This window comes from Sphingomonas aerolata (assembly GCF_023935825.1).
GTDB classification, from domain to species: Bacteria; Pseudomonadota; Alphaproteobacteria; order Sphingomonadales; family Sphingomonadaceae; genus Sphingomonas; species Sphingomonas aerolata.
In genome coordinates this window covers 3,260,777-3,279,606 of the sequence record NZ_CP098762.1, presented here as the reverse complement: position 1 = coordinate 3,279,606, position 18,830 = coordinate 3,260,777, and the positions used below count along the sequence as shown (strand labels likewise).

Genomic DNA, 18,830 nt, shown 5'->3' with positions numbered 1-18,830 from the left:
GGTTAAGCGTCGGTTGCTGTCGTATCAGAGAAAATTATAGGGATCGACGTCGACGGTAACGCGTACCTTGGCCGGCCAGTCGAGCGTGCCGAGCCATGCACGGATGACGTCCTGTACGTCGAGCGCGCGCTTCGCATGGACGAGCAGGCGGTAGCGGTGCCGGCCGCGCAGCATCGCGAGCGGTGCGGGCGCGGGGCCATAGACATGCATCCCCTCGACCTGCGGCGCGCTTCGCCCGACGAGATTGGCGGTGTCGTGTGCGCAGCGCTGATCCTCGGACGAGACGACGATCGCGGCATAACGGCCAAAGGGCGGCGCGCCCGCATCCTTGCGCGCCTCGGTCTCGGCCGCATAAAAGGCGTCGGCGTCGCCGGTGATCAGCGCCTGCATCACCTGCGCGGCGGGGCTGTGCGTCTGGATGAAGACATGGCCGGGCTTCTCGCCGCGCCCGGCACGCCCCGACACCTGGCGGATCTGCTGGAAGGTGCGCTCAGCCGCGCGCAGGTCGCCGCCGTCGAGCCCGAGATCCGCATCGACGACGCCGACCAGCGTCAGATTGGGGAAGTGATAGCCCTTGGTCACCAGCTGCGTGCCGACGACGATGTCGATATCGCCCGCCTCCATCCGGTCGACGAATTCCGCTGCCTTGGCAGGCGACCAGATCGTGTCCGACGTGACGACCGCGGTCTTCGCCTCGGGAAACAGCGCGGCGACCTCGTCCGCGATCCGCTCGACACCGGGACCGCAGGCGACGAGCGTATCCTCGCCCTGGCATTCGGGACAGACGCGCGGCGTCGGCTCGGCATGGCCGCAATGATGACAGGCGAGCCGCCGCGTCAGCCGGTGCTCGACCATCCACGCAGTGCAGTTCGGACACTGGAACCGGTGCCCGCAGGTGCGGCACAGCGTCAGCGGTGCATAGCCCCGGCGGTTGAGGAACAGCAGCGCCTGTTCGCGCTTCTCCAGCGTCGCCTGCATCGCCTGGACCAGCCGCGGGGCGAGCCAGCGGCCGCGCTCGGGCGGCTCCTTGATAAGGTCGATCGGTTCGATCGTCGGCATTTCCGCCACGCCGAACCGGCCGGGCAACTTCAGTTCGGCATAGCGGCCGGTCGCGACCTGCTGGCGGGTCTCGATCGCGGGCGTGGCGGACGCGAGGATGACCGGGCACCCCTCGAACTTGCCGCGCATCACCGCGACGTCGCGCGCATGATAATGCACGCCTTCTTCCTGCTTGAAGCTGGTCTCGTGCGCCTCGTCGACGACGATCAGGCCGAGATCGCGATAGGGCAGGAACAGCGCGGATCGTGCGCCGACCGTCACCAGCGCCTCGCCGCTCGCGATCGCACGCCAGGCGCGGCGGCGCTGGGTGGAGCGCAGCCCCGAATGCCACGCGATCGGCTCGCAGCCGAAGCGGTCGTGGAAGCGCTTGAGGAACGGCTCGGTCAACGCGATCTCGGGGAGCAGGACCAGCGTCTGGCGGCCGTCACGGATCGCCTGCGCGACCGCCTCGAAATAGACCTCGGTCTTGCCTGAACCGGTCACGCCGTCGAGCAAGGTCGGCGTGAAGATGTGGTCGGCGACGCCTTTGACGAGCGAGTCCGCCGCCGCGCGCTGATCGGGCGACAGGGTGGGGACGTGATGCAGCGGGTCGGGGACAGGGTAGGGGCTGTCGATATCCACCTCGACCGCCTCGATCCCACCGACCTTGACGAGACCGCGAATGACCGCGTCGCTCACCTCGGCGAGCTGCGCCAGTTCGCGGATCAGGCCCTGGCGATCGCCGATCCGTTCGAGCGCCTGTTCGCGTTGCGGCGTCAGGCGCGGGGGGATCGTGCCGGTCGCGCGATATTCGGTCGCGGTGCGCGCGCCCTCGAGCGCGGAAGTCGAGGCGAGCGACATCCGCAGCACCGAGGCGGGGGGCGCCAGATAATAATCGGCGGTCCATTCGATCAGCCGGCGAAGCGGCGCACCGAGCGGCGGCACGTCCGAGACCGCGAGGAGATTGCGCAGGCGGTTGTCGCCGACCTCCGCATCGGACGGCATCCGCTCCGCCTCCCACACCACGCCGAGCAGCTGGCGCGGGCCGAGCGGCGCGACGACGATCGAGCCGGGCGCGACGTCCATGCCCGCGGGCACGCGATAGTCGAGCGGCCCGAGGGCGGCGTTGAGGATCAGGACACGGGCGCGCGACGACATGGCCGATGCATATGGGGGCAGATCGACTCGACGGAAACCTTTTAGCGGCGTGTGGTCGTTGTCGCGGCGCCCATCGGGCTGAACCCGATCAGGCGGCGCGGCGCCGTTCGCCGATCCGTTCGCGCTTGGCGCGGTAGAGGACGATGTCGACGCGGTGGACGAAATCGCGGACCGTCTGGCAATCGGCTTCGAGCGCGGCGATGCCGACCGTGCCCGCGCTGATCATCGCCAGGCCGTCGACCGAGACCGGCACCTGCAACGCCTCCTGCAGGCGGCTGACGATCTCCTCGGGTGCACCGACCAGCGCGGGGTCGTCGACGATCACCGCGAATTCGTCACCGCCAAGCCGCGCGGCTAGGCTGCCGCGAAGCCATGGCGCCTGCAGGATCTGGCCGACGCCGCGCAGCACGTCGTCGCCCGCGTTGTGGCCGAGCGTGTCGTTGATCGCCTTGAACCCGTCGAGATCGACCAGCGCGAGCAGCAACGGCGTTGCCGCTGTACGCGCGCGCGTGATGGCCGCGTCGAGCGCCCGGTCGAAGGCGGCCCGGTTGGCGAGACCGGTAAGCGCATCGGTTTCGGCCGTGCGTCGCAGCGTGAGTTCGAGCGCGTGACGCTCGGTCACGTCCTGGAAGATGCCGACGATCGCGACGGGACCGTCCACGTTCCGCTGGGCCGCATGTTCGAGCTCGCCCTGCACGCGCACGCGTCGTGGATTGCCCAGTGCAGTGGTGAAATCGAGTTCGAGATCGATCGGCACACCGGTCCGGATGACGTCGGTGAGCGCCTGCGCGATCTGTTCGCGGGCATGGGGGGGATAGTGATCGATCGCCTTCGACGGGTCGGGTTGCGCGCCAAGCGGCAGCTCGTGGATCCGGAAGACGCCGTCGGACCATTCGAGCGGACCGTCGGGCCACAGCACCCGCCACGATCCGATCGCCGCCATCCGTTCCGCCTGGCGGAAGATGCGATCCTGGCGAGCGAGAACGGACGACTGGCGATCCGCGGTCACCGCGATCGCCAGCGCCTGCATTGCCGCGGTCCGCGCGGCGATCGCAGCCTCGGCAAGCGTGGCGAGATGCACAAGCGCTTTCCGCCCTGCTGCGTTCAGGCTGCGCGGATGGGTGTCGAGCACGCACAGCGCGCCGATCGGGTGACGTCGTCCGTCGTCGGCGATCGCGTGGATCGGGGCACCGGCATAGAATCGCACCCCGTCGGATGCGGCAACCAGGGGGTTGGCAGCGAATCGCGAATCACCCGACAAATCCTCCACGACCAGCGGCGCCGAGCCCTGAATGGTGACGTTGCACATGGTCACGTCGCGCGCGATCTCGCCGCGTTCGCCGTCATTGGCGGCCTTGATCCACAACCGGTCGCGATCGATCAGCGTCATCATCGCGCTGGGGCAGTCGAGCATTTCGGCTGCCAGCGCGACGAGCGCGTCGAATTCGCGTTCCGGTTCGGTATCGAGAAGCGCGAGCGCGTTGAGCGTCGCCACCCGGCGTTCCTCGTCGGCCGAGGCAAAACGCGATGGTGATCCGGGCATTTCGCGGAGGGCGGACTCGGGGAGCGACATGTCTTCGAATAGGCCTGCGTTAGTTAATTTTCTTTGTCGTTCAAACGCTCTAGCATGCCGGAATGACCTCACCCGACACGCTTCCCCCGTCGATGCTCTGGGCGACGCATCTGGCGCGGGACCGGATGCGGTCGGTGCACACGGTGCGCGCCTATCGCGCGGTCGCCGAGCGGCTGACGGCGTTCCTTGTCGAGCATTGGGCGGGGGCGGTCGACCGCGCGGCGCTGGGGCGGACGAGCACGGCAGATCTTCGCGCCTATCTGGCCTATCGGCGCGGGCAGGGGCTGGGGAATGCATCGGCGGCGCGCGAGCTGTCCGCGGTTCGCGGTTTCCTCGCTTGGGCGAATGCGGATGCCGAACCGCCGCGGCTGAAGGGGCCGCGGGTCCAGCGCGGCGTGCCGCGGCCCATCTCGCCGGCGGAAGCGGTGGCGCTGGCCGGGGAGGTCGCCGACGACGCTGCCGAGCCGTGGATCGGCGCGCGCGACTGGGCGGTGCTGATGCTGCTGTACGGCGCGGGGCTGCGAATCGGTGAGGCGCTGCTGCTGACGCCCGCGATCCTGCCGCTCGGCGAGACGCTGTCGGTAACCGGCAAGCGCGCCAAGACGCGGATCGTGCCGCTGTTGCCGCAGGTCCGGACTGCGATCGAGGCCTATGTCGCGTCGTGCCCTTGGGCGCTGGTGCCGGGGGAGCCGCTGTTCCGGGGCGCGAAGGGTGGCCCGCTCGCCCCCGCGATCGTGCGCCGCGCAGTCCGCGGGGCACGCGGGCGGCTGGGGCTGGGCGAGCGGACGACGCCGCACGCACTGCGCCACAGTTTCGCGACGCATCTGCTGGGACGCGGGGCGGACCTGCGCGCGTTGCAGGAGCTGCTCGGCCATGCGAGCCTCAGCTCGACACAGATCTACACGCAGGTCGACGCCGCGCATCTGATGGACGTGTACCGCAACGCGCATCCCCGGGCGTAGCGCTTAGGTCAGCCCTTCGGCTTCCATGTCAGCACGCGCCAGCCATAGGCCAGCGCGATGATGACGAACGTTGCGACCGAAACCGGGCCGACATAGCGGTCGAGCTGCTGGAACCGCGAGCCGAGCAGGATGCCCGCATAGGCGAGCACGGTGTTCCAGATCGCGCTGCCCGCAGCGGTCCAGATCACGAACTTCCACAACGGCATGTACGTCATGCCAGCCGGCAGCGAGATGATCGTCCGGAAGGTCGGCATGAAGCGGAAGACGAAGATCACCCAGCCGCCGCGCTTCACGAAGAATCGGTGGACCTTCTCGATGTCGGACCATTCGATCGTCAGCCAGCGGCCATGCCGCTCGACGAACGGGCGGAAGCGCTCGTAGCCGATGTTCCGGCCGATATGATACCAGAAGTAATTGCCCGCGACCGATCCGACCGTGCCCGCGACGATCAGCGGCACGACCGCCATATGGCCGCGCGCGACGGCAATGCCGCCGAGCCCCATGATCACCTCGGACGGCACGGGGGGCACGATATTCTCGAGCGCCATCAGCAGGAAGATGCCGAAATAGCCGCCCCAGGCGATCAGGTTGATGATGAATTCGGTCATGGCTAACCGATACTTCCGGGGGGCCGCATGTGTTCCCTCGACAGTATGGTCGCACCATCCCGGCCTGAACCGGGATGGTGGTTTTCCTACCGCGCCGCGACCTTAGCCTCAATCGCGTCCCAGATCATCGCGGAGACGTCAGTGCCGTCGAACCGTTCAATCGCGACGATGCCGGTGGGCGAGGTCACGTTGATCTCGGTCAGCCATTTGCCGCCGATCACGTCGATGCCGACGAACAGCAGCCCGCGCTTTTTGAGTTCAGGCCCGAGGACTGCGCAGATCTCGCGCTCGGTCGGGGTCAGTTCGGTCTTTTCCGCCGAGCCGCCGACCGCGAGGTTCGAGCGGATCTCGCCCTCACCCGGCAGGCGGTTGATCGCGCCGGCGACTTCGCCGTCGACGAGCACGATGCGCTTGTCGCCCTTGGCCACGTCGGGAAGGAACGCCTGGACCATGTGCGGCTCGCGCCACGTCATGTTGAACACCTCGATCAGCGCGGACAGGTTGGCACCGTCCGATTCGACCTTGAAGATCGCCTTGCCGCCATTGCCGTGGAGCGGCTTGATCACGATCGCGCCGTGCTCGGCCAGGAAGGCGCGCGCCTCGTCGAGGCTGCGCGTGACGAGCGTCGGGGGCATGAACTGCGGATAGTCGAGCACGAACACCTTTTCGGGTGCGTTGCGGACCTGTGCGGGGTCGTTCACGACCAGCGTCTTGCCGGCGATCCGCTCGAGCAGATGCGTCGCGGTGATGTAGCCGAGATCGAAGGGCGGGTCCTGCCGCATGAGCACGACGTCGGCCTCGTCGCCGAGATCGAGGTTCACCGGCTCGCCGACGCTGAAGTGGTCGCCGGTCACGCGCTGCACGGTGACGGGGTGCGCCTTCGCCCAGACCCGGCCGTCGCGGTAGTTGAGATTCTCCGCGGCATAATGGAACAGGCGGTGCCCGCGGTCCTGTGCGGAGAGCATCAGCGCGAAGGTCGAATCGCCCGCGATATTGATGCTGTCGAGCGGGTCCATCTGGACGGCGACGGTGAGGCTCATGCGTCTTCCTTCTATGCGGTCGAGCGCATGTAGGAGCGCGCGGGCCGCAAGTCACCCGACCCGCTCAGCCGATCCATGCATTCTCGATATGGCGGGGGCGCGTGCCGGGCGCGAGCAGGATGACGTCGACGCGGATATCGTCGCCCGCCCCGGCATAGCGCGGCATCAAAAACTCTGCCGCCGCGGCGACCCGCGCGAGCCGCCGCTCGTCGATCGCGAAGTCGAGTTCGGCGGCGGTCGCGCGCGTCTTCACCTCGACGAACGCGACCAGCGTCCCCTTGCGCGCGACGATGTCGACCTCGCCCGCCGGCGTCCGCACGCGGCGGGCGAGGATGCTCCAGCCCTTCAATCGCAGCCACCAGCCGGCCAGCCTCTCCCCGCGCCGCCCCGCAGCTTCCGCGACCTGTCGATCGGCGGTGCTCGCCGTCCGCCTGCGCGAGGGGCGCGGGGCGGGGAGGGTCACCCCTTCGCCTTTAGTTCGAGCGCGCGGGCGTAGAGCGTCTTGCGGTCGAGCCCGAGTGCCTTGGCGACCTCGCTCGCGGCCTGGCCCGTGGAGAGGCGGGTCAGCGCGTCGGCGAGTGCCGCGTCGGCATCCGCCGCGCTGGCCGGGGGGGCGTCGCCGGGGGGCGCGATGACGATGACGATCTCGCCACGCGGCGGGGCGTCGGCGTAGCGGGTGGCGAGGGTCGTCAGCGTACCGGTCACCGCCTCCTCGAACCGCTTGGTGATCTCGCGCGTGACCGCCGCCTCACGGTCGCCGAGTCCTTCGGCGAGCGCGGCAAGGCTGGCACCGAGCCGCGGACCGGATTCGTAGAGCACCAGCGTCGCGCGGATCGTGGCGATCTCGGCGATCGCCTCCGACCGGGCATGCGCCTTGGACGGCAGGAAGCCGACGAACAGGAAGCGATCGGTCGGCAGGCCAGCCAGCGTGAGCGCGGCGACCGCGGCGCAGGGGCCGGGGATCGTCACCACGAGATGCCCCGCCGCGCGCGCGTCGCGCACCAGCTTGAATCCGGGATCGGAAATCAGCGGCGTGCCCGCGTCGGACACCAGCGCCACCGCCTCGGTCGCCATCCGCGCGATCAGCGCGGGGCGGACGCCCTCGGCGCTGTGATCATGATAGGGGACCATCGGCGTCTTGGTACCGACATGGCGGAGCAGACCGGCGGTGACACGGCTGTCCTCGACCGCGACGACGTCGGCACGCGCTAGGATGTCGGCGGCACGCGGCGACAGATCACCGAGATTGCCGATCGGCGTCGCGACGATGTAAAGGCCGGGGTTCAGTGGAGTTTCAGGGTTCATGGGGATTGTCATGGCAGACGCAGCGACGATAGGGCAATCGGCCCGGCACCGGATGCGCGCGTTTGGGCGCTCGGCCGCGCTCACGATGGCCTGCCTGCTGGGCGCGTGCCAGACGATCGTCCCGCGCGGTCCCGTCGAGCCGTCGCAGCAGCGCCCGACCACCCGTCCTACCGACACGCCGACGATCGGGGTCGAAACCGGCATCCCCCGCGATGCCGAGCGCAACCGCGTCGCGCTGCTCGTGCCGCTGTCGGGAAGCAATGCGGGGGTCGGCACGTCGATCGCCAATGCGACGATGATGGCGCTGCTCGACACGCAGAACCAGCGCGTGCGGATCACCAATTACGATACCGCGACGGGTGCCGCGGCCGCGGCCCAGCGCGCGATCGCAGAAGGCGCGCAGCTGATCCTCGGGCCGCTGCTGTCCGAGGACGTGCGGACGGTCGCACCAATTGCGCGCGCGGCGGGCGTGCCGGTGCTGAGCTTCTCGAACGATCTCGGGGTGGCCGGCAACGGCGCCTATCTGATGGGCTATGTGCCGACCCAGTCGATTTCGCGCGTCGTCGATTTTGCGCGCGAGCGCGGCGTGTCGAACTTTGCCGGGCTGGTCCCGAACGGGCTGTATGGCGAGCGTGCCTCGACCGCATTCCTCCGCGCGGTCGAGGGGGCGGGCGGCCAGGTCGTGTCGCTCCAGACCTATGGCCGGACCGCCGGTGGCGTGTCGGGGGCGGTCACGCGGCTCGCGGCGAAGGCACCCTATGATGCCGTGCTGATCGCCGACAGCGGTTCGACCGCGGCGGGGGCGGCGGCGCTGGTGAAGCGCGGGGCGGGCGCATCGACCCGGATCCTCGGCACCGAGCTGTGGAATTCCGAATCGAGCGTCGCCGCCAAGCCGGCATTGAACGGCGCCTGGTATGCTAGCGTGTCGGATACGCTGTACCGGCAATATGCCGCCAAATACCGTGCACGCTTCGGCAGCGGACCCTATCGCCTGTCGAGTCTCGGCTATGATTCGGTGCTGCTGACGGTGCGGATCGCGCGCGACTGGAAGCCGGGGACGGCGTTCCCCGTGTCGCGGCTGCGCGATGGCGACGGCTTTTCGGGCATCGACGGCGCGTTCCGCTTCGGCCGCGACAATGTCGCCGAGCGTGCGCTGGAGGTGAAGGAAATCCGCGGGGGGACCACCACTGTTGTCTCGCCCGCGCCGAGCGGCTTCGGCGGCTGACGCCGACTCCGTTCGTCATCCCCGCGGAGGCGGGGATCCATACGGATGATCGGTTGCGATTCAAGTCGCGCGGCTAGCCAGTCTGGCTTCCCGCCTCCGCGGGAATGACATGGGTGGGGGCGTTACGCCGTCACGATCTCCGGCAGGATCGCGTCCAGCAGGAGCGCACCCGCATCGGTCACGCGCAGCCGGCCCGGCGTGTGGGCGATCAGTCCGAGCGCTTCCAGCCGCGCCACCGCGGCGAGATCGACCGGCATCGCGCCGCCATTGAGCCGCGTAATCCGGTCGAGATCGACTCCCTCGGCCAGGCGCAGCCCCATCAGCAACGCCTCGGTCGCGCGCGTCGAGGGGGTGAGCGGGTCCTCGACCTCCATCCCGTGGCCGTTGCGCTCGATCGCGGCGAGCCAGTTTTCGGGCTTCTTGCGACGCACCGTCGCCAGGCCACCGCGGCGGCCATGCGCGCCGGGACCGATCCCGGCATAATCCTGATAGCGCCAGTACGCCAGATTATGGCGACTCTCCGACCCCGGCCGCGCGTGGTTCGAGGTTTCATAGGCTGGGAGCCCGGCGGCTTCGGTGTCGGCGCGCGTCGCCTCGAACAGGTCCGCCGCGCTGTCGCCGTCGGGAATGACGATGCGCCCCGCGAGCGCCTCGGTCGCGAACCGCGTGCCGGGCTCGATCGTCAGCTGATAGAGCGACAGATGCTCGGTCCCGAAGCTCAGCGCGCGCGCGAGCTCGGCCCGCCAGTCGGCAAGCCGCTGGCCGGGGAGCGCATAGATCAGGTCGAAACTCACGCGCGGAAAGACTCTCTGCGCGGTCGCCAGCGCCGCCTGCCCCTCGTTCACGTCATGCGCGCGGCCGAGGAATTTCAGAGCCTGATCGTCGAGCGACTGAAGTCCCAGCGACACGCGGTTGACGCCCGCGCTGGCAAGATCGGCAAAGCGCGCGGCCTCGACCGAGGAGGGATTGGCCTCGAGCGTGATCTCGATCCCCTCGGCAAAGCCCCAGGCGCGTTCGGCGGCGTCGAGGATCGCGGCGACCGTTGCGGGCGGCATCAGCGAGGGCGTGCCGCCGCCGAAGAAGATCGACTGAAGCTTGCGTCCCGGCAGCACCGACGCTTCGTGCGCGAGGTCGGTGAGCAGCGCCGCGCGCCACGCCGCCTGGTCGACGCCCTCGCGGACATGGCTGTTGAAGTCGCAATAGGGGCATTTCGACACACAGAACGGCCAATGGACGTAGAGCGCGAGGTCCCCCGAGGACGGCGGGGCGGGGCTTGGCGTTTCGATCGGGGGCATTATCTCGCGCATATGGTCGCACGGAGCGACAGAAGGAAGCGCAATGACGGTTCGGTTGGGTCTGGCAGTTGCGGCGGCGTTGTTCGCCGGAGCTTGCGCGCAGGGGCCGGAACGCGTCGTGGAGCGGCGCGAGACACAGGCGCCGGCGCCGCGCGGGCCTGCTCTCCTCAAGGCGGCGATGATGGACGGGCACAATACCGCGCGGGCGGCGGTGGGTGTCCCGCCGCTGGTGTGGAGCGATACGCTCGCGACCACCGCGCGTGCCTATGCCGAGGAAATGGCCAACACGCGCAAATTTGCGCATGCGCATCAGGTTCAGGGGCCCGGCCGCGAGGGCGAGAATCTGTGGACCGGCACGCGCTATGCCTATGCCTATCCCGAGATGATCGGCCACTGGGTCGCCGAACGGAAGGATTTCGTCAACGGCGTGACGCCCGCGTTCAGCCGGACCGGCAAATATGAGGATGTCGCGCACTACACGCAGATCGTCTGGCGCAGATCAACCGCGGTGGGATGCGCGATGGCGAGCAACGAACGCGACGATTATCTGGTGTGCCGCTATTCGCCGCCGGGCAATGTGGTGGGCGAGCGTAGCTACTAGGTACGCGAGAGTGCCGGACCGTCACCGGGGGTGACGGTCCGGCGGCGTTTCAGAACACGGCGGCCTTCAGCAGTTCGAACGCGACGTTCCTGTGGCTGATCGCGTTCTTCGTCTCGTGCGGCAGCTCCGCATAGGTCTGGTCATGGCCCAGCGGCACGAACATCGGGTCATAGCCGAAGCCGACCTTGCCGCGCGGCGGCCAGACCAGCGTGCCCTCGGCGCGGCCTTCGAACCATTCGACATGGCCGTCGGGCCAGGCGAGCGCGAGCACGCTAACGAAATGCGCGCCGCGGGTCGCATCGGGACCCTTGGCAGCGAGCGCGTCCTCGACCTTCTGCATCGCCATCGACCAGTCGCGACCGTTCGGGGTCTCTGCCCAGTCGGCGGTGTACACGCCCGGATCGCCACCCAGCGCATCGACGCACAGCCCGCTGTCGTCGGCCAGCGCGGGATAGCCCGACAGGTCGGCGGCGGAGCGTGCCTTCAGCTCGGCATTGGCGAAGAAGGTCGTCCCCGTCTCGACCGGCTCGGGCAGGTCCAGATCCGCCGCCGACACGACGTCGAACCCGCGCCCTGCGAGCAAGTCGGCAATCTCGCGCACCTTGCCCTTGTTGTGGCTGGCGATGACGAGCTTGCCGGGCTGAAGTTTGCGGATGGCCTGGGGGGTGCTGCCTTCGCCGCTCACTTGGCGACCGCCTTGGCCTGTGCCGCGAAGATGTCCGCGCAGCCGATCCGGGCGAGCCGCAACAGCCGGAGCAGCGCCTCCTCGTCATAGGTCGCGCCCTCGGCGGTCGCCTGTGCCTCGGCGATGTTGCCGTTTTCGAGCAGGACGAAATTCGCATCCGCGTCCGCACCCGAATCCTCGATATAGTCGAGGTCGAGCACGGGGTTGCCCTGATAGATGCCGCAGCTGATCGCGGCGACCTTCTGAGTCAGCGGGTCGGCGGTCAGCTTGCCGCTGTCCAGCAGTCCGTCGATCGCGAGCCGCAGCGCGACCCAGGCGCCCGAGATCGAGGCAGTGCGCGTGCCGCCGTCGGCCTGAAGCACGTCGCAGTCCAGAACGATCTGGCGCTCGCCGAGCAGCTTCAGTTCGGTGACGGCGCGGAGCGAACGGCCGATCAGGCGCTGAATCTCCTGCGTGCGGCCCGACTGCTTGCCCTTGGCTGCCTCGCGGTTGTTGCGCGTGTTGGTCGAGCGCGGGAGCATGCCGTATTCGGCGGTCACCCAGCCTTCGCCCTTGCCGCGCAGGAACGGCGGGACCTTTTCCTCGATGCTGGCGGTGACGAGCACCTTCGTGTCGCCGAAGCCGATCAGGACGGAGCCTTCGGCGTGCTTGGTGAAGCGGGGTTCGATCGTGATGCTGCGCATCTGGTCTGGGGCACGGCCGGATGGGCGCATGGTGTATTCCTTCGTCAAGGTCCGTGGAAAACTGCCGTTCGTCCCGAGTAGTCATCGAGCGTGTCGAGAGGACGTATCGAAGGACATGTACCTCGATACGCGGTCTCGACTTCGCTCGACCGCTACTCGGCACGAACGGGGAAAGCGGCTGCCTAGCCTTTCGTTTGGTCGCTCGCCAGCCTAGATCAGCCGCATGGCCACGCCCCCCGTCACCGAACTGACCGACCGCGCGCGCGATATTTTTCGTGCGGTCGTCGACAGCTATCTCGCTAGCGGCACGCCGGTGGGGTCGAAGACGATCGCGCAGCTGGCCGGGCTCAGCCTGTCGCCAGCGTCGATTCGCGGGGTGATGGGGGAGCTGGAGGGGCTGGGACTGCTCGCCAGCCCACATACGAGCGCGGGGCGGATGCCGACCGATCGCGGCCTGCGGCTGTTCGTCGACGGGATGATGCAGGCGATGGAGCCGTCATTCGAGGAGCGCCAGACGATCGAGGCGCGCGCCGGCGTCGGCGGCCCGGTCGAGGAGGCGCTCGCCGCCACCACGCTTGCGCTGTCGGGGCTGTCGGCATGCGCGGGGCTGGTGATGGTGCCGAAACGCGAGATGACGCTGCGTCAGATCGCGTTCGTCGCGCTGTCGCCCGATCAGGCGCTCGCGGTGCTGGTCAGCGAGGATGGCTCGGTCGAGAACCGCGTGATCGCACTGCCCAAGGGCATGTCGCCGTCGACCCTGGTCGAGGCGGGCAATTACATGTCGGCGACGCTCGGCGGGCTGACGCTGGCCGAGGCGCGGCTGCGGATCGAGCGCGAGCTGGCGGACGGACAGGCGGCGCTCGACGGTGCGGCGCGGATGCTGGTCGAGGGCGGGATCGCGGTGTGGAGCGAGGATGCGGATCGCCGCCCGGTGCTGATCGTCCGCGGGCAGGGGCGGCTGATCGATGCCGCCGCCGCCGCCGATCTCGATCGGGTCCGCGACCTGCTCGACGACCTCGAGGGAAAGCAGGAGGTCGCATCGCTGCTCGACAGCGCGCGGGCCGGCGATTCGACGCGGATCTTCATTGGTGCGGAGACCAAATTATTCGCCCTGTCCGGCTCGTCGGTGATCGCGCGACCGTTCCGCGGATTGGACGGGCGGGTGGTCGGCGTGGTGGGCGTGATCGGCCCCACGCGGTTGAACTATGCGCGCGTCGTGCCCATGGTGGATTTCACGGCTGCAACGCTCGCCCGGTTGATGGGTTGAGCCGGCCCAACTTATAGGGAAAACAATGTCCGATATCGATCAGAACACGCCTGCCGACCTGCGCGAAGAGACCGCCGAAGCCGCACCCGAAGTGGCCTCGAACGATCGCGTCGCCGAGCTGGAGAACCAGCTTGCCGAGGCAAAGCAGAATGTCCTCTATGCGCAGGCCGAGGTGCAGAATGTCCGCCGCCGCGCCGAGAAGGAAGCGCAGGACGCGCGCGCCTATGCCGCCACCGCGTTCGCGCGCGACGTGCTGTCGGTTGCCGACAACCTCGCCCGCGGCCTGTCGGCGATCCCGGCGGACCTGCGTGCAGACGACAAGATGAAGGGCCTCGTCACCGGGCTCGAAGCGACCGGCCGAGAGCTGGAGAGCGTGTTCCAGCGCCACGGCATCACCAAGATCGCTGCCGAGGGTCAGATGCTCGACCCGAACAAGCATCAGGCGATGCTGGAGATCCCGAGCGACCAGCCGGCCGGCACGATCGTCCAGGAAATGCAGGCGGGCTACATGATCAAGGATCGCCTGCTGCGGCCTGCGATGGTGGGCGTCGCCAAGGCGGGGTGAGCCTGTCGGCCTGGTGTTCTCCCGCGAAGGCGGGAACCCAGGGTTTCAAACGCTGTCGCCCGTGACCCTGGGCCCCCGCCTTCGCGGGGGAACGGCAGGAGGCAGCGCTCAACTTTCTGCCTCGCCGGGATGACGCGATGAACGAGAACCTCACCACCGATCGCGAGACGTTCGTCACGCATCTTGAATGCTCGATCACCGGCGAACGCTATGAGGCGGACCAGCTTCATGGCCTTTCGCGTGCGGGCAGGCCGTTGCTCGTCCGCTACGATCTCGACGCGGTGCGCTCGACGATTTCGCGCGACACGATCGAGGCGCGTCCCACCGATCTATGGCGGTGGCGCGAGCTGCTGCCCGTGCGGCAGACGTCCAATATCGTCAGCCTCGGCGAGATCGAGACGCCGCTGGTGCCGATCCCCAAGTCCGGTGGCCCCGACGTCCTCGTGAAGGACGAAGGTCGCCTCCCGACCGGCAGCTTCAAGGCGCGCGGGCTGGTCATGGCGGTGGCGATGGCGAAGGAACTTGGCGTCAAGAAGATCGCGATGCCGACCAACGGCAATGCGGGCGCGGCGCTGGCCGCCTACGCCACGCGTTGCGGGATCGAGACGATCGTGCTCTGTCCCGACGACACGCCCGAGATCAACGTCCGCGAGATTGCGATGCAGGGCGCGCGCGTCTGGCGCGTCAATGGGCTGATCGACGATTGCGGCGCGATCGTCGGCAAGGGCGCCGCCGAGGGGCGCTGGTTCGATTTCTCGACGCTGAAGGAGCCCTATCGAATCGAGGGCAAGAAGACGATGGGGCTGGAACTGGCCGCGCAGTTCGGCTGGAAACTGCCCGATGCGATCTTCTATCCGACCGGCGGCGGCACCGGGCTGATCGGCATGTGGAAGGCGTTCGACGAGCTTGAGCAGCTTGGCTGGATCGGGTCGGAGCGACCCAAGATGTTTGCCGTGCAGGCGAGCGGCTGCGCGCCGATCGTCCGCGCGTTCGAGGCGGGCGAGGAGCATGCCGAGCGCTGGGAGGATGCGAGCACCGTCGCGGCGGGCATTCGCGTGCCCAAGGCGGTCGGCGACTTCCTGATCCTGCGCGCGGTCCGCGAGAGCGGCGGGCAAGCGATGGCGGTCGGCGATCCGGCGATCCTCAAGGCGGTCGAGGCCGCCGCGAAGCAGGACGGGCTGTTGCTGTGTCCCGAGGGCGGCGCGACGCTCGCGGCCTATCATCAGGCGCTGAACACCGGTCTGGTCGACGAAGACGACCGCGTCGTACTTTTTAATTGTGCGACCGGACTGAAATATCCGATGCCCGAAGCCCCGCAAGCGCTTGATAGAACACAAGCTATCGATTTCGACGCATTGTAGGATGGGAATCGCCACCGGCCGGGCTCGCCTTCCGGTGGTTGATATTAATCCATGTTATCTGCAACGGGGCGCCCTTCATCACAAAAAGGGCGGAAATGCAGAAGATTCTTCAGGTCGTGTGTGTCGTGCTGGTCGCGGCGGCGGTCATGTTCGGCGGGCGATGGTACATGTATGTCGCGCGCGGCGAGACCCCGTATGACGAGGTCGGCATCGCGCTGAACGGCTACGCCCCCGCACCGCTGCGCGCCTGGGGCTGTCACAAGATGCAGGAACGGTTCTTCGGGCAGTTGCCGCCTTATGGCTGCGCGGGACCGGATGGGCGCAGCTGGCTCTGATATCGTCCTAGCCCACGTCATCCCAGCGTTCGCTGGGGTGACGGTTTGGGGAGGGGCGGACTAGACCGACACCCGCGGCTTGAACGGCAGCAGCGTCTCGTACTGCGCGAGCGGCGGGGCGCCTGCGACCGTCGCGCCAGCACGCAGCAGGAAGGCGTGGCGGACGATCTCGCCCTGCTGCTCTATACCGTAGCGGTGCAGCGCGACGCCGGGACGCAGCGCATAGTCGTAGCGGCACCACGGATGCCGTACGAGCGGGAGAAAGATACCGCGCTGGTGCTGCCAGATATGCGTCATCTCGTGGATGAACAGCCCCTGCAGCGTCAGATGGGCATGCGCGAAATCGTCGCACCACAGATCGCCCTTGGGGTGGAAGTGGATGCACCCGCGCGGCGCCATCACCGTGTCGCGCGGCTGGAAGAACGCCCATTTGCGGCGTGCCAGACGCACCGGCGCATAGTCGATCGCATCGCCGAAGACCGACGCGGCAAGCATCGTCTCGGCCGGGGTCAGCGCTCGCGTCGACCGATCGCGAACGCTCACTTGGTTCCGGTGTCGCCAGCGCCGACGACGGCCGCGTTCTGCAGGATTCTAGTGCCGTCGGCGAAGGTGAGGGTGAAGGTGATGGTGCGTTCACCGGGCTTGATGCCGGGATTTACGTCGAACAGCATCACGTGACGGCCGCCCGGCGCGAACACGACATCGGTCTTGGCCGGAATCTCGACGCGCGCGATCGGTTTCATCGACGACACGCCGCCGGCCGACATGCTCTCGTGCATCTCGCTCCGGATCGCAACGTCGGTGGTGACGTTGATCAGCGTCGCATCGGTCGGCCCGCCATGGATCGTGAAATAGCCTGCCGCCGGTCCGCCCTTGACCGCCGCGAGCCGGACCCACGCCTTCTCGACGGACAGCTGTTGCGGCTGTGCACAGGCCGCGACCCCGACCAGGGCCGTCACGGCAAAAATACCACGCATCGTCATCATCGCCACTTCATACCCCTCTTGCGATCTCTACGGGCCGTACAATCTTGCGGCAAGCGCGAGCCAACCTATATCGCGCCCATCAATCGAAAGGTTCCACTGCCGTAACGGGGTGGAGCCCGAGACTTTTTTACGATGTGTGAGGGGCTATTTAAACTCATGGCTAAAGTAATCGGTATCGATCTCGGCACGACCAACAGCTGCGTTTCCGTCATGGAAGGCGGCAAGCCCAAGGTCATCGAGAATTCCGAAGGCGCGCGCACCACGCCGTCGATCGTCGCATTCGCCAAGGACGGCGAGCGACTGGTCGGCCAGCCGGCCAAGCGCCAGGCAGTGACGAACGGCGACAACACCATCTTCGCGGTGAAGCGCCTGATCGGCCGTCGTTTCGACGATCCGATCACCAAGAAGGACACCGAGCTGGTCCCGTACAAGATTTCGCGCGGGCCGAACGGCGACGCATGGGTCTCGGCCGGCGGCAAGGACTATTCGCCGTCGCAGATCTCGGCGTTCACGCTGCAGAAGATGAAGGAAACCGCGGAGTCGTATCTCGGCGAAACGGTCACGCAGGCAGTCATCACCGTTCCCGCATACTTCAACGACGCACAGCGCCAGGCGACCAAGGACGCCGGCCAGATCGCCGGCCTTGAAGTGCTGCGCATCATCAACGAGCCGACCGCGGCGGCGCTGGCCTACGGCCTCGACAAGCAGGACGGCAAGACGATCGCGGTCTATGATCTTGGCGGCGGCACGTTCGACATCTCGATCCTCGAGATCGGCGACGGCGTGTTCGAGGTGAAGGCGACCAACGGCGACACCTTCCTCGGCGGTGAGGATTTCGACAACAAGATCGTCCAGTTCCTCGCCGACGAGTTCAAGAAGGCGGAGGGCATCGACCTCGCCAAGGACAAGCTGGCGCTGCAGCGTCTGAAGGAAGCGGCCGAGAAGGCGAAGATCGAGCTCAGCTCGGCACAGTCGACCGAAGTCAACCTGCCCTTCATCACCGCGGACCAGAACGGCCCGAAGCATCTGGTGAAGTCGATCACCCGCGCCGATCTGGAGCGGATGGTCGAGGACCTGGTCAAGCGGACGCTCGACCCCTGCAAGAAGGCACTCGCCGACGCCGGCCTGAAGGCCGACGACATCTCCGAGGTCGTGCTGGTCGGCGGCATGACGCGCATGCCGCGCGTCCGTGAAGTCGTGAAGCAGTTCTTCGGCAAGGAGCCGCACACCGGCGTCAACCCGGACGAGGTCGTCGCGATGGGCGCCGCGATCCAGGCCGGCGTGCTGCAGGGCGACGTCAAGGACGTGCTGCTGCTCGACGTGACGCCGCTGTCGCTCGGCATCGAGACGCTGGGTGGCGTGTTCACCCGGATGATCGATCGCAACACGACGATCCCGACCAAGAAGTCGCAGACCTATTCGACCGCGGACGACAACCAGGGCGCGGTGACGATCCGCGTGTTCCAGGGCGAGCGCGAGATGGCGGCCGACAACAAGATGCTCGGCAATTTCGATCTCGTCGGCATCCCGCCGGCGCCGCGCGGCGTGCCGCAGATCGAGGTCACGTTCGACATCGACGCCAACGGCCTCGTCAGCGTCTCGGCCAAGGACAAGGGCACCGGCAAGGAGCAGCAGATCCGCATCCAGGCCTCGGGTGGTCTTTCGGACAGCGACATCGACCAGATGGTCCGCGATGCCGAGACCTTCGCCGAGGAGGACAAGAAGCGTCGTGCGGGCGCCGAGGCGAAGAACAACGCCGAGAGCCTGATCCACACGACCGAGCGTCAGCTTGCCGATAATGGCGACAAGGTCGACGACGCGCTCAAGACCGAGATCCAGGCCGCGATCGACGCGACCAAGGCCGCGGTCGAAGGCGGCGATGCGGATGCGATGACCGAGAAGAGCACCGCGCTCGCTCAGGTCGCGATGAAGCTCGGCCAGGCGATCTACGAGAAGCAGGCTCAGGCGGACGCTTCGCCTTCGGCTGACGGTGATGCGGCGAAGAAGGACGACGACGTCGTCGACGCCGAATTCTCGGAAGTCGACGAGAACCCGAAGGCGTAACTGAAACTCCCTCTCCCCAGGGTCCGATGAAAGTAATATTTTCATGGGTGCCCGGTCGGGGAGAGGGCCGGGGTGAGGG

General features: G+C 67.8%; 19 protein-coding genes. 8 read left to right on the top strand and 11 right to left on the bottom strand.

Annotation, left to right across the window (positions count from 1 at the left end; genetic code table 11):
- Positions 1-24: 24 nt before the first annotated feature.
- Together NEF64_RS15020 and NEF64_RS15015 are read right to left on the bottom strand one after the other, a co-directional pair.
- On the bottom strand, positions 25-2,196 hold the full coding sequence (locus tag NEF64_RS15020; RefSeq protein WP_056405316.1) for a primosomal protein N': 2,172 nt from the start codon (positions 2,194-2,196) through the stop codon (positions 25-27).
- An 88-nt stretch (positions 2,197-2,284) separates the two neighbouring features.
- Positions 2,285-3,691, bottom strand: a complete 1,407-nt coding sequence (locus tag NEF64_RS15015) for a sensor domain-containing diguanylate cyclase (RefSeq protein WP_236701843.1) — start codon at positions 3,689-3,691, stop codon at positions 2,285-2,287.
- A 140-nt stretch (positions 3,692-3,831) separates the two neighbouring features.
- Between NEF64_RS15015 and NEF64_RS15010 the strand changes: the two genes are divergently transcribed.
- Positions 3,832-4,731 (top strand): tyrosine recombinase XerC, encoded by a 900-nt coding sequence (locus tag NEF64_RS15010; RefSeq protein WP_235516272.1) that lies wholly within the window; start codon positions 3,832-3,834, stop codon positions 4,729-4,731.
- 8 nt (positions 4,732-4,739) lie between these two features.
- On the opposite strand, the gene NEF64_RS15005 is transcribed toward NEF64_RS15010, so the two are convergent.
- The 4 genes from NEF64_RS15005 to rsmI form a co-directional block, all read right to left on the bottom strand.
- Entirely contained in the window at positions 4,740-5,339 is a 600-nt protein-coding gene (locus NEF64_RS15005; RefSeq protein WP_056405318.1) for a DedA family protein, read from the bottom strand.
- Between the two features lie 86 nt (positions 5,340-5,425).
- A complete protein-coding gene (gene gshB, locus NEF64_RS15000; RefSeq protein ID WP_252574097.1) occupies positions 5,426-6,379 on the bottom strand; it encodes a glutathione synthase in 954 nt (317 codons plus the stop codon).
- Between the two features lie 64 nt (positions 6,380-6,443).
- Entirely contained in the window at positions 6,444-6,842 is a 399-nt protein-coding gene (locus tag NEF64_RS14995) for a YraN family protein (protein WP_056405322.1), read from the bottom strand.
- Positions 6,839-7,684 carry a 16S rRNA (cytidine(1402)-2'-O)-methyltransferase gene (gene rsmI, locus NEF64_RS14990; RefSeq protein WP_234387743.1) on the bottom strand — a complete coding sequence of 282 codons (846 nt, stop codon included), beginning with the start codon at positions 7,682-7,684 and terminating at the stop codon, positions 6,839-6,841. The genes NEF64_RS14995 and rsmI overlap by 4 nt, the downstream gene beginning before the upstream one ends.
- Before the next feature lie 10 nt (positions 7,685-7,694).
- On the opposite strand from rsmI, the gene NEF64_RS14985 reads away from it, so the two are divergent.
- Positions 7,695-8,909, top strand: coding sequence for a penicillin-binding protein activator (locus NEF64_RS14985; protein ID WP_056405327.1), 1,215 nt, complete (start codon positions 7,695-7,697; stop codon positions 8,907-8,909).
- Between the two features lie 122 nt (positions 8,910-9,031).
- Here NEF64_RS14985 and hemW read toward each other — a convergent pair whose 3' ends face one another.
- Positions 9,032-10,204, bottom strand: coding sequence for a radical SAM family heme chaperone HemW (gene hemW, locus NEF64_RS14980; protein WP_056405652.1), 1,173 nt, complete (start codon positions 10,202-10,204; stop codon positions 9,032-9,034).
- A gap of 43 nt (positions 10,205-10,247) precedes the next feature.
- Between hemW and NEF64_RS14975 the strand changes: the two genes are divergently transcribed.
- Entirely contained in the window at positions 10,248-10,805 is a 558-nt protein-coding gene (locus tag NEF64_RS14975; RefSeq protein ID WP_056405329.1) for a CAP domain-containing protein, read from the top strand.
- Positions 10,806-10,854: 49 nt separating this feature from the next.
- Here NEF64_RS14975 and rdgB read toward each other — a convergent pair whose 3' ends face one another.
- The gene (gene rdgB / locus NEF64_RS14970) at positions 10,855-11,490 is read right to left on the bottom strand and encodes an RdgB/HAM1 family non-canonical purine NTP pyrophosphatase (RefSeq protein WP_056405330.1); all 636 of its coding nucleotides are present in this window, start codon (positions 11,488-11,490) and stop codon (positions 10,855-10,857) included.
- Positions 11,487-12,203 (bottom strand): ribonuclease PH, encoded by a 717-nt coding sequence (gene rph / locus NEF64_RS14965; RefSeq protein WP_056405653.1) that lies wholly within the window; start codon positions 12,201-12,203, stop codon positions 11,487-11,489. The genes rdgB and rph overlap by 4 nt, the downstream gene beginning before the upstream one ends.
- A gap of 193 nt (positions 12,204-12,396) precedes the next feature.
- Here rph and hrcA point away from each other — a divergent pair, with 193 nt between their 5' ends.
- From hrcA to NEF64_RS14945, 4 genes are all read left to right on the top strand, one after another.
- Positions 12,397-13,440, top strand: a complete 1,044-nt coding sequence (hrcA, locus tag NEF64_RS14960; protein WP_031441504.1) for a heat-inducible transcriptional repressor HrcA — start codon at positions 12,397-12,399, stop codon at positions 13,438-13,440.
- 25 nt (positions 13,441-13,465) lie between these two features.
- Positions 13,466-14,005, top strand: coding sequence for a nucleotide exchange factor GrpE (gene grpE, locus NEF64_RS14955; protein ID WP_031394645.1), 540 nt, complete (start codon positions 13,466-13,468; stop codon positions 14,003-14,005).
- Between the two features lie 137 nt (positions 14,006-14,142).
- Positions 14,143-15,366 carry a threonine synthase gene (locus NEF64_RS14950; protein ID WP_056405333.1) on the top strand — a complete coding sequence of 408 codons (1,224 nt, stop codon included), beginning with the start codon at positions 14,143-14,145 and terminating at the stop codon, positions 15,364-15,366.
- Positions 15,367-15,461: 95 nt separating this feature from the next.
- Positions 15,462-15,701, top strand: coding sequence for a hypothetical protein (locus tag NEF64_RS14945; RefSeq protein ID WP_031394647.1), 240 nt, complete (start codon positions 15,462-15,464; stop codon positions 15,699-15,701).
- Positions 15,702-15,761: 60 nt separating this feature from the next.
- Here NEF64_RS14945 and NEF64_RS14940 read toward each other — a convergent pair whose 3' ends face one another.
- Positions 15,762-16,196, bottom strand: coding sequence for a hypothetical protein (locus NEF64_RS14940; protein ID WP_056405334.1), 435 nt, complete (start codon positions 16,194-16,196; stop codon positions 15,762-15,764).
- A gap of 44 nt (positions 16,197-16,240) precedes the next feature.
- Positions 16,241-16,687 carry a copper chaperone PCu(A)C gene (locus NEF64_RS14935; protein ID WP_235516273.1) on the bottom strand — a complete coding sequence of 149 codons (447 nt, stop codon included), beginning with the start codon at positions 16,685-16,687 and terminating at the stop codon, positions 16,241-16,243.
- Positions 16,688-16,843: 156 nt separating this feature from the next.
- Here NEF64_RS14935 and dnaK point away from each other — a divergent pair, with 156 nt between their 5' ends.
- A complete protein-coding gene (gene dnaK, locus NEF64_RS14930) occupies positions 16,844-18,751 on the top strand; it encodes a molecular chaperone DnaK (RefSeq protein WP_031441499.1) in 1,908 nt (635 codons plus the stop codon).
- Positions 18,752-18,830 lie beyond the last annotated feature (79 nt).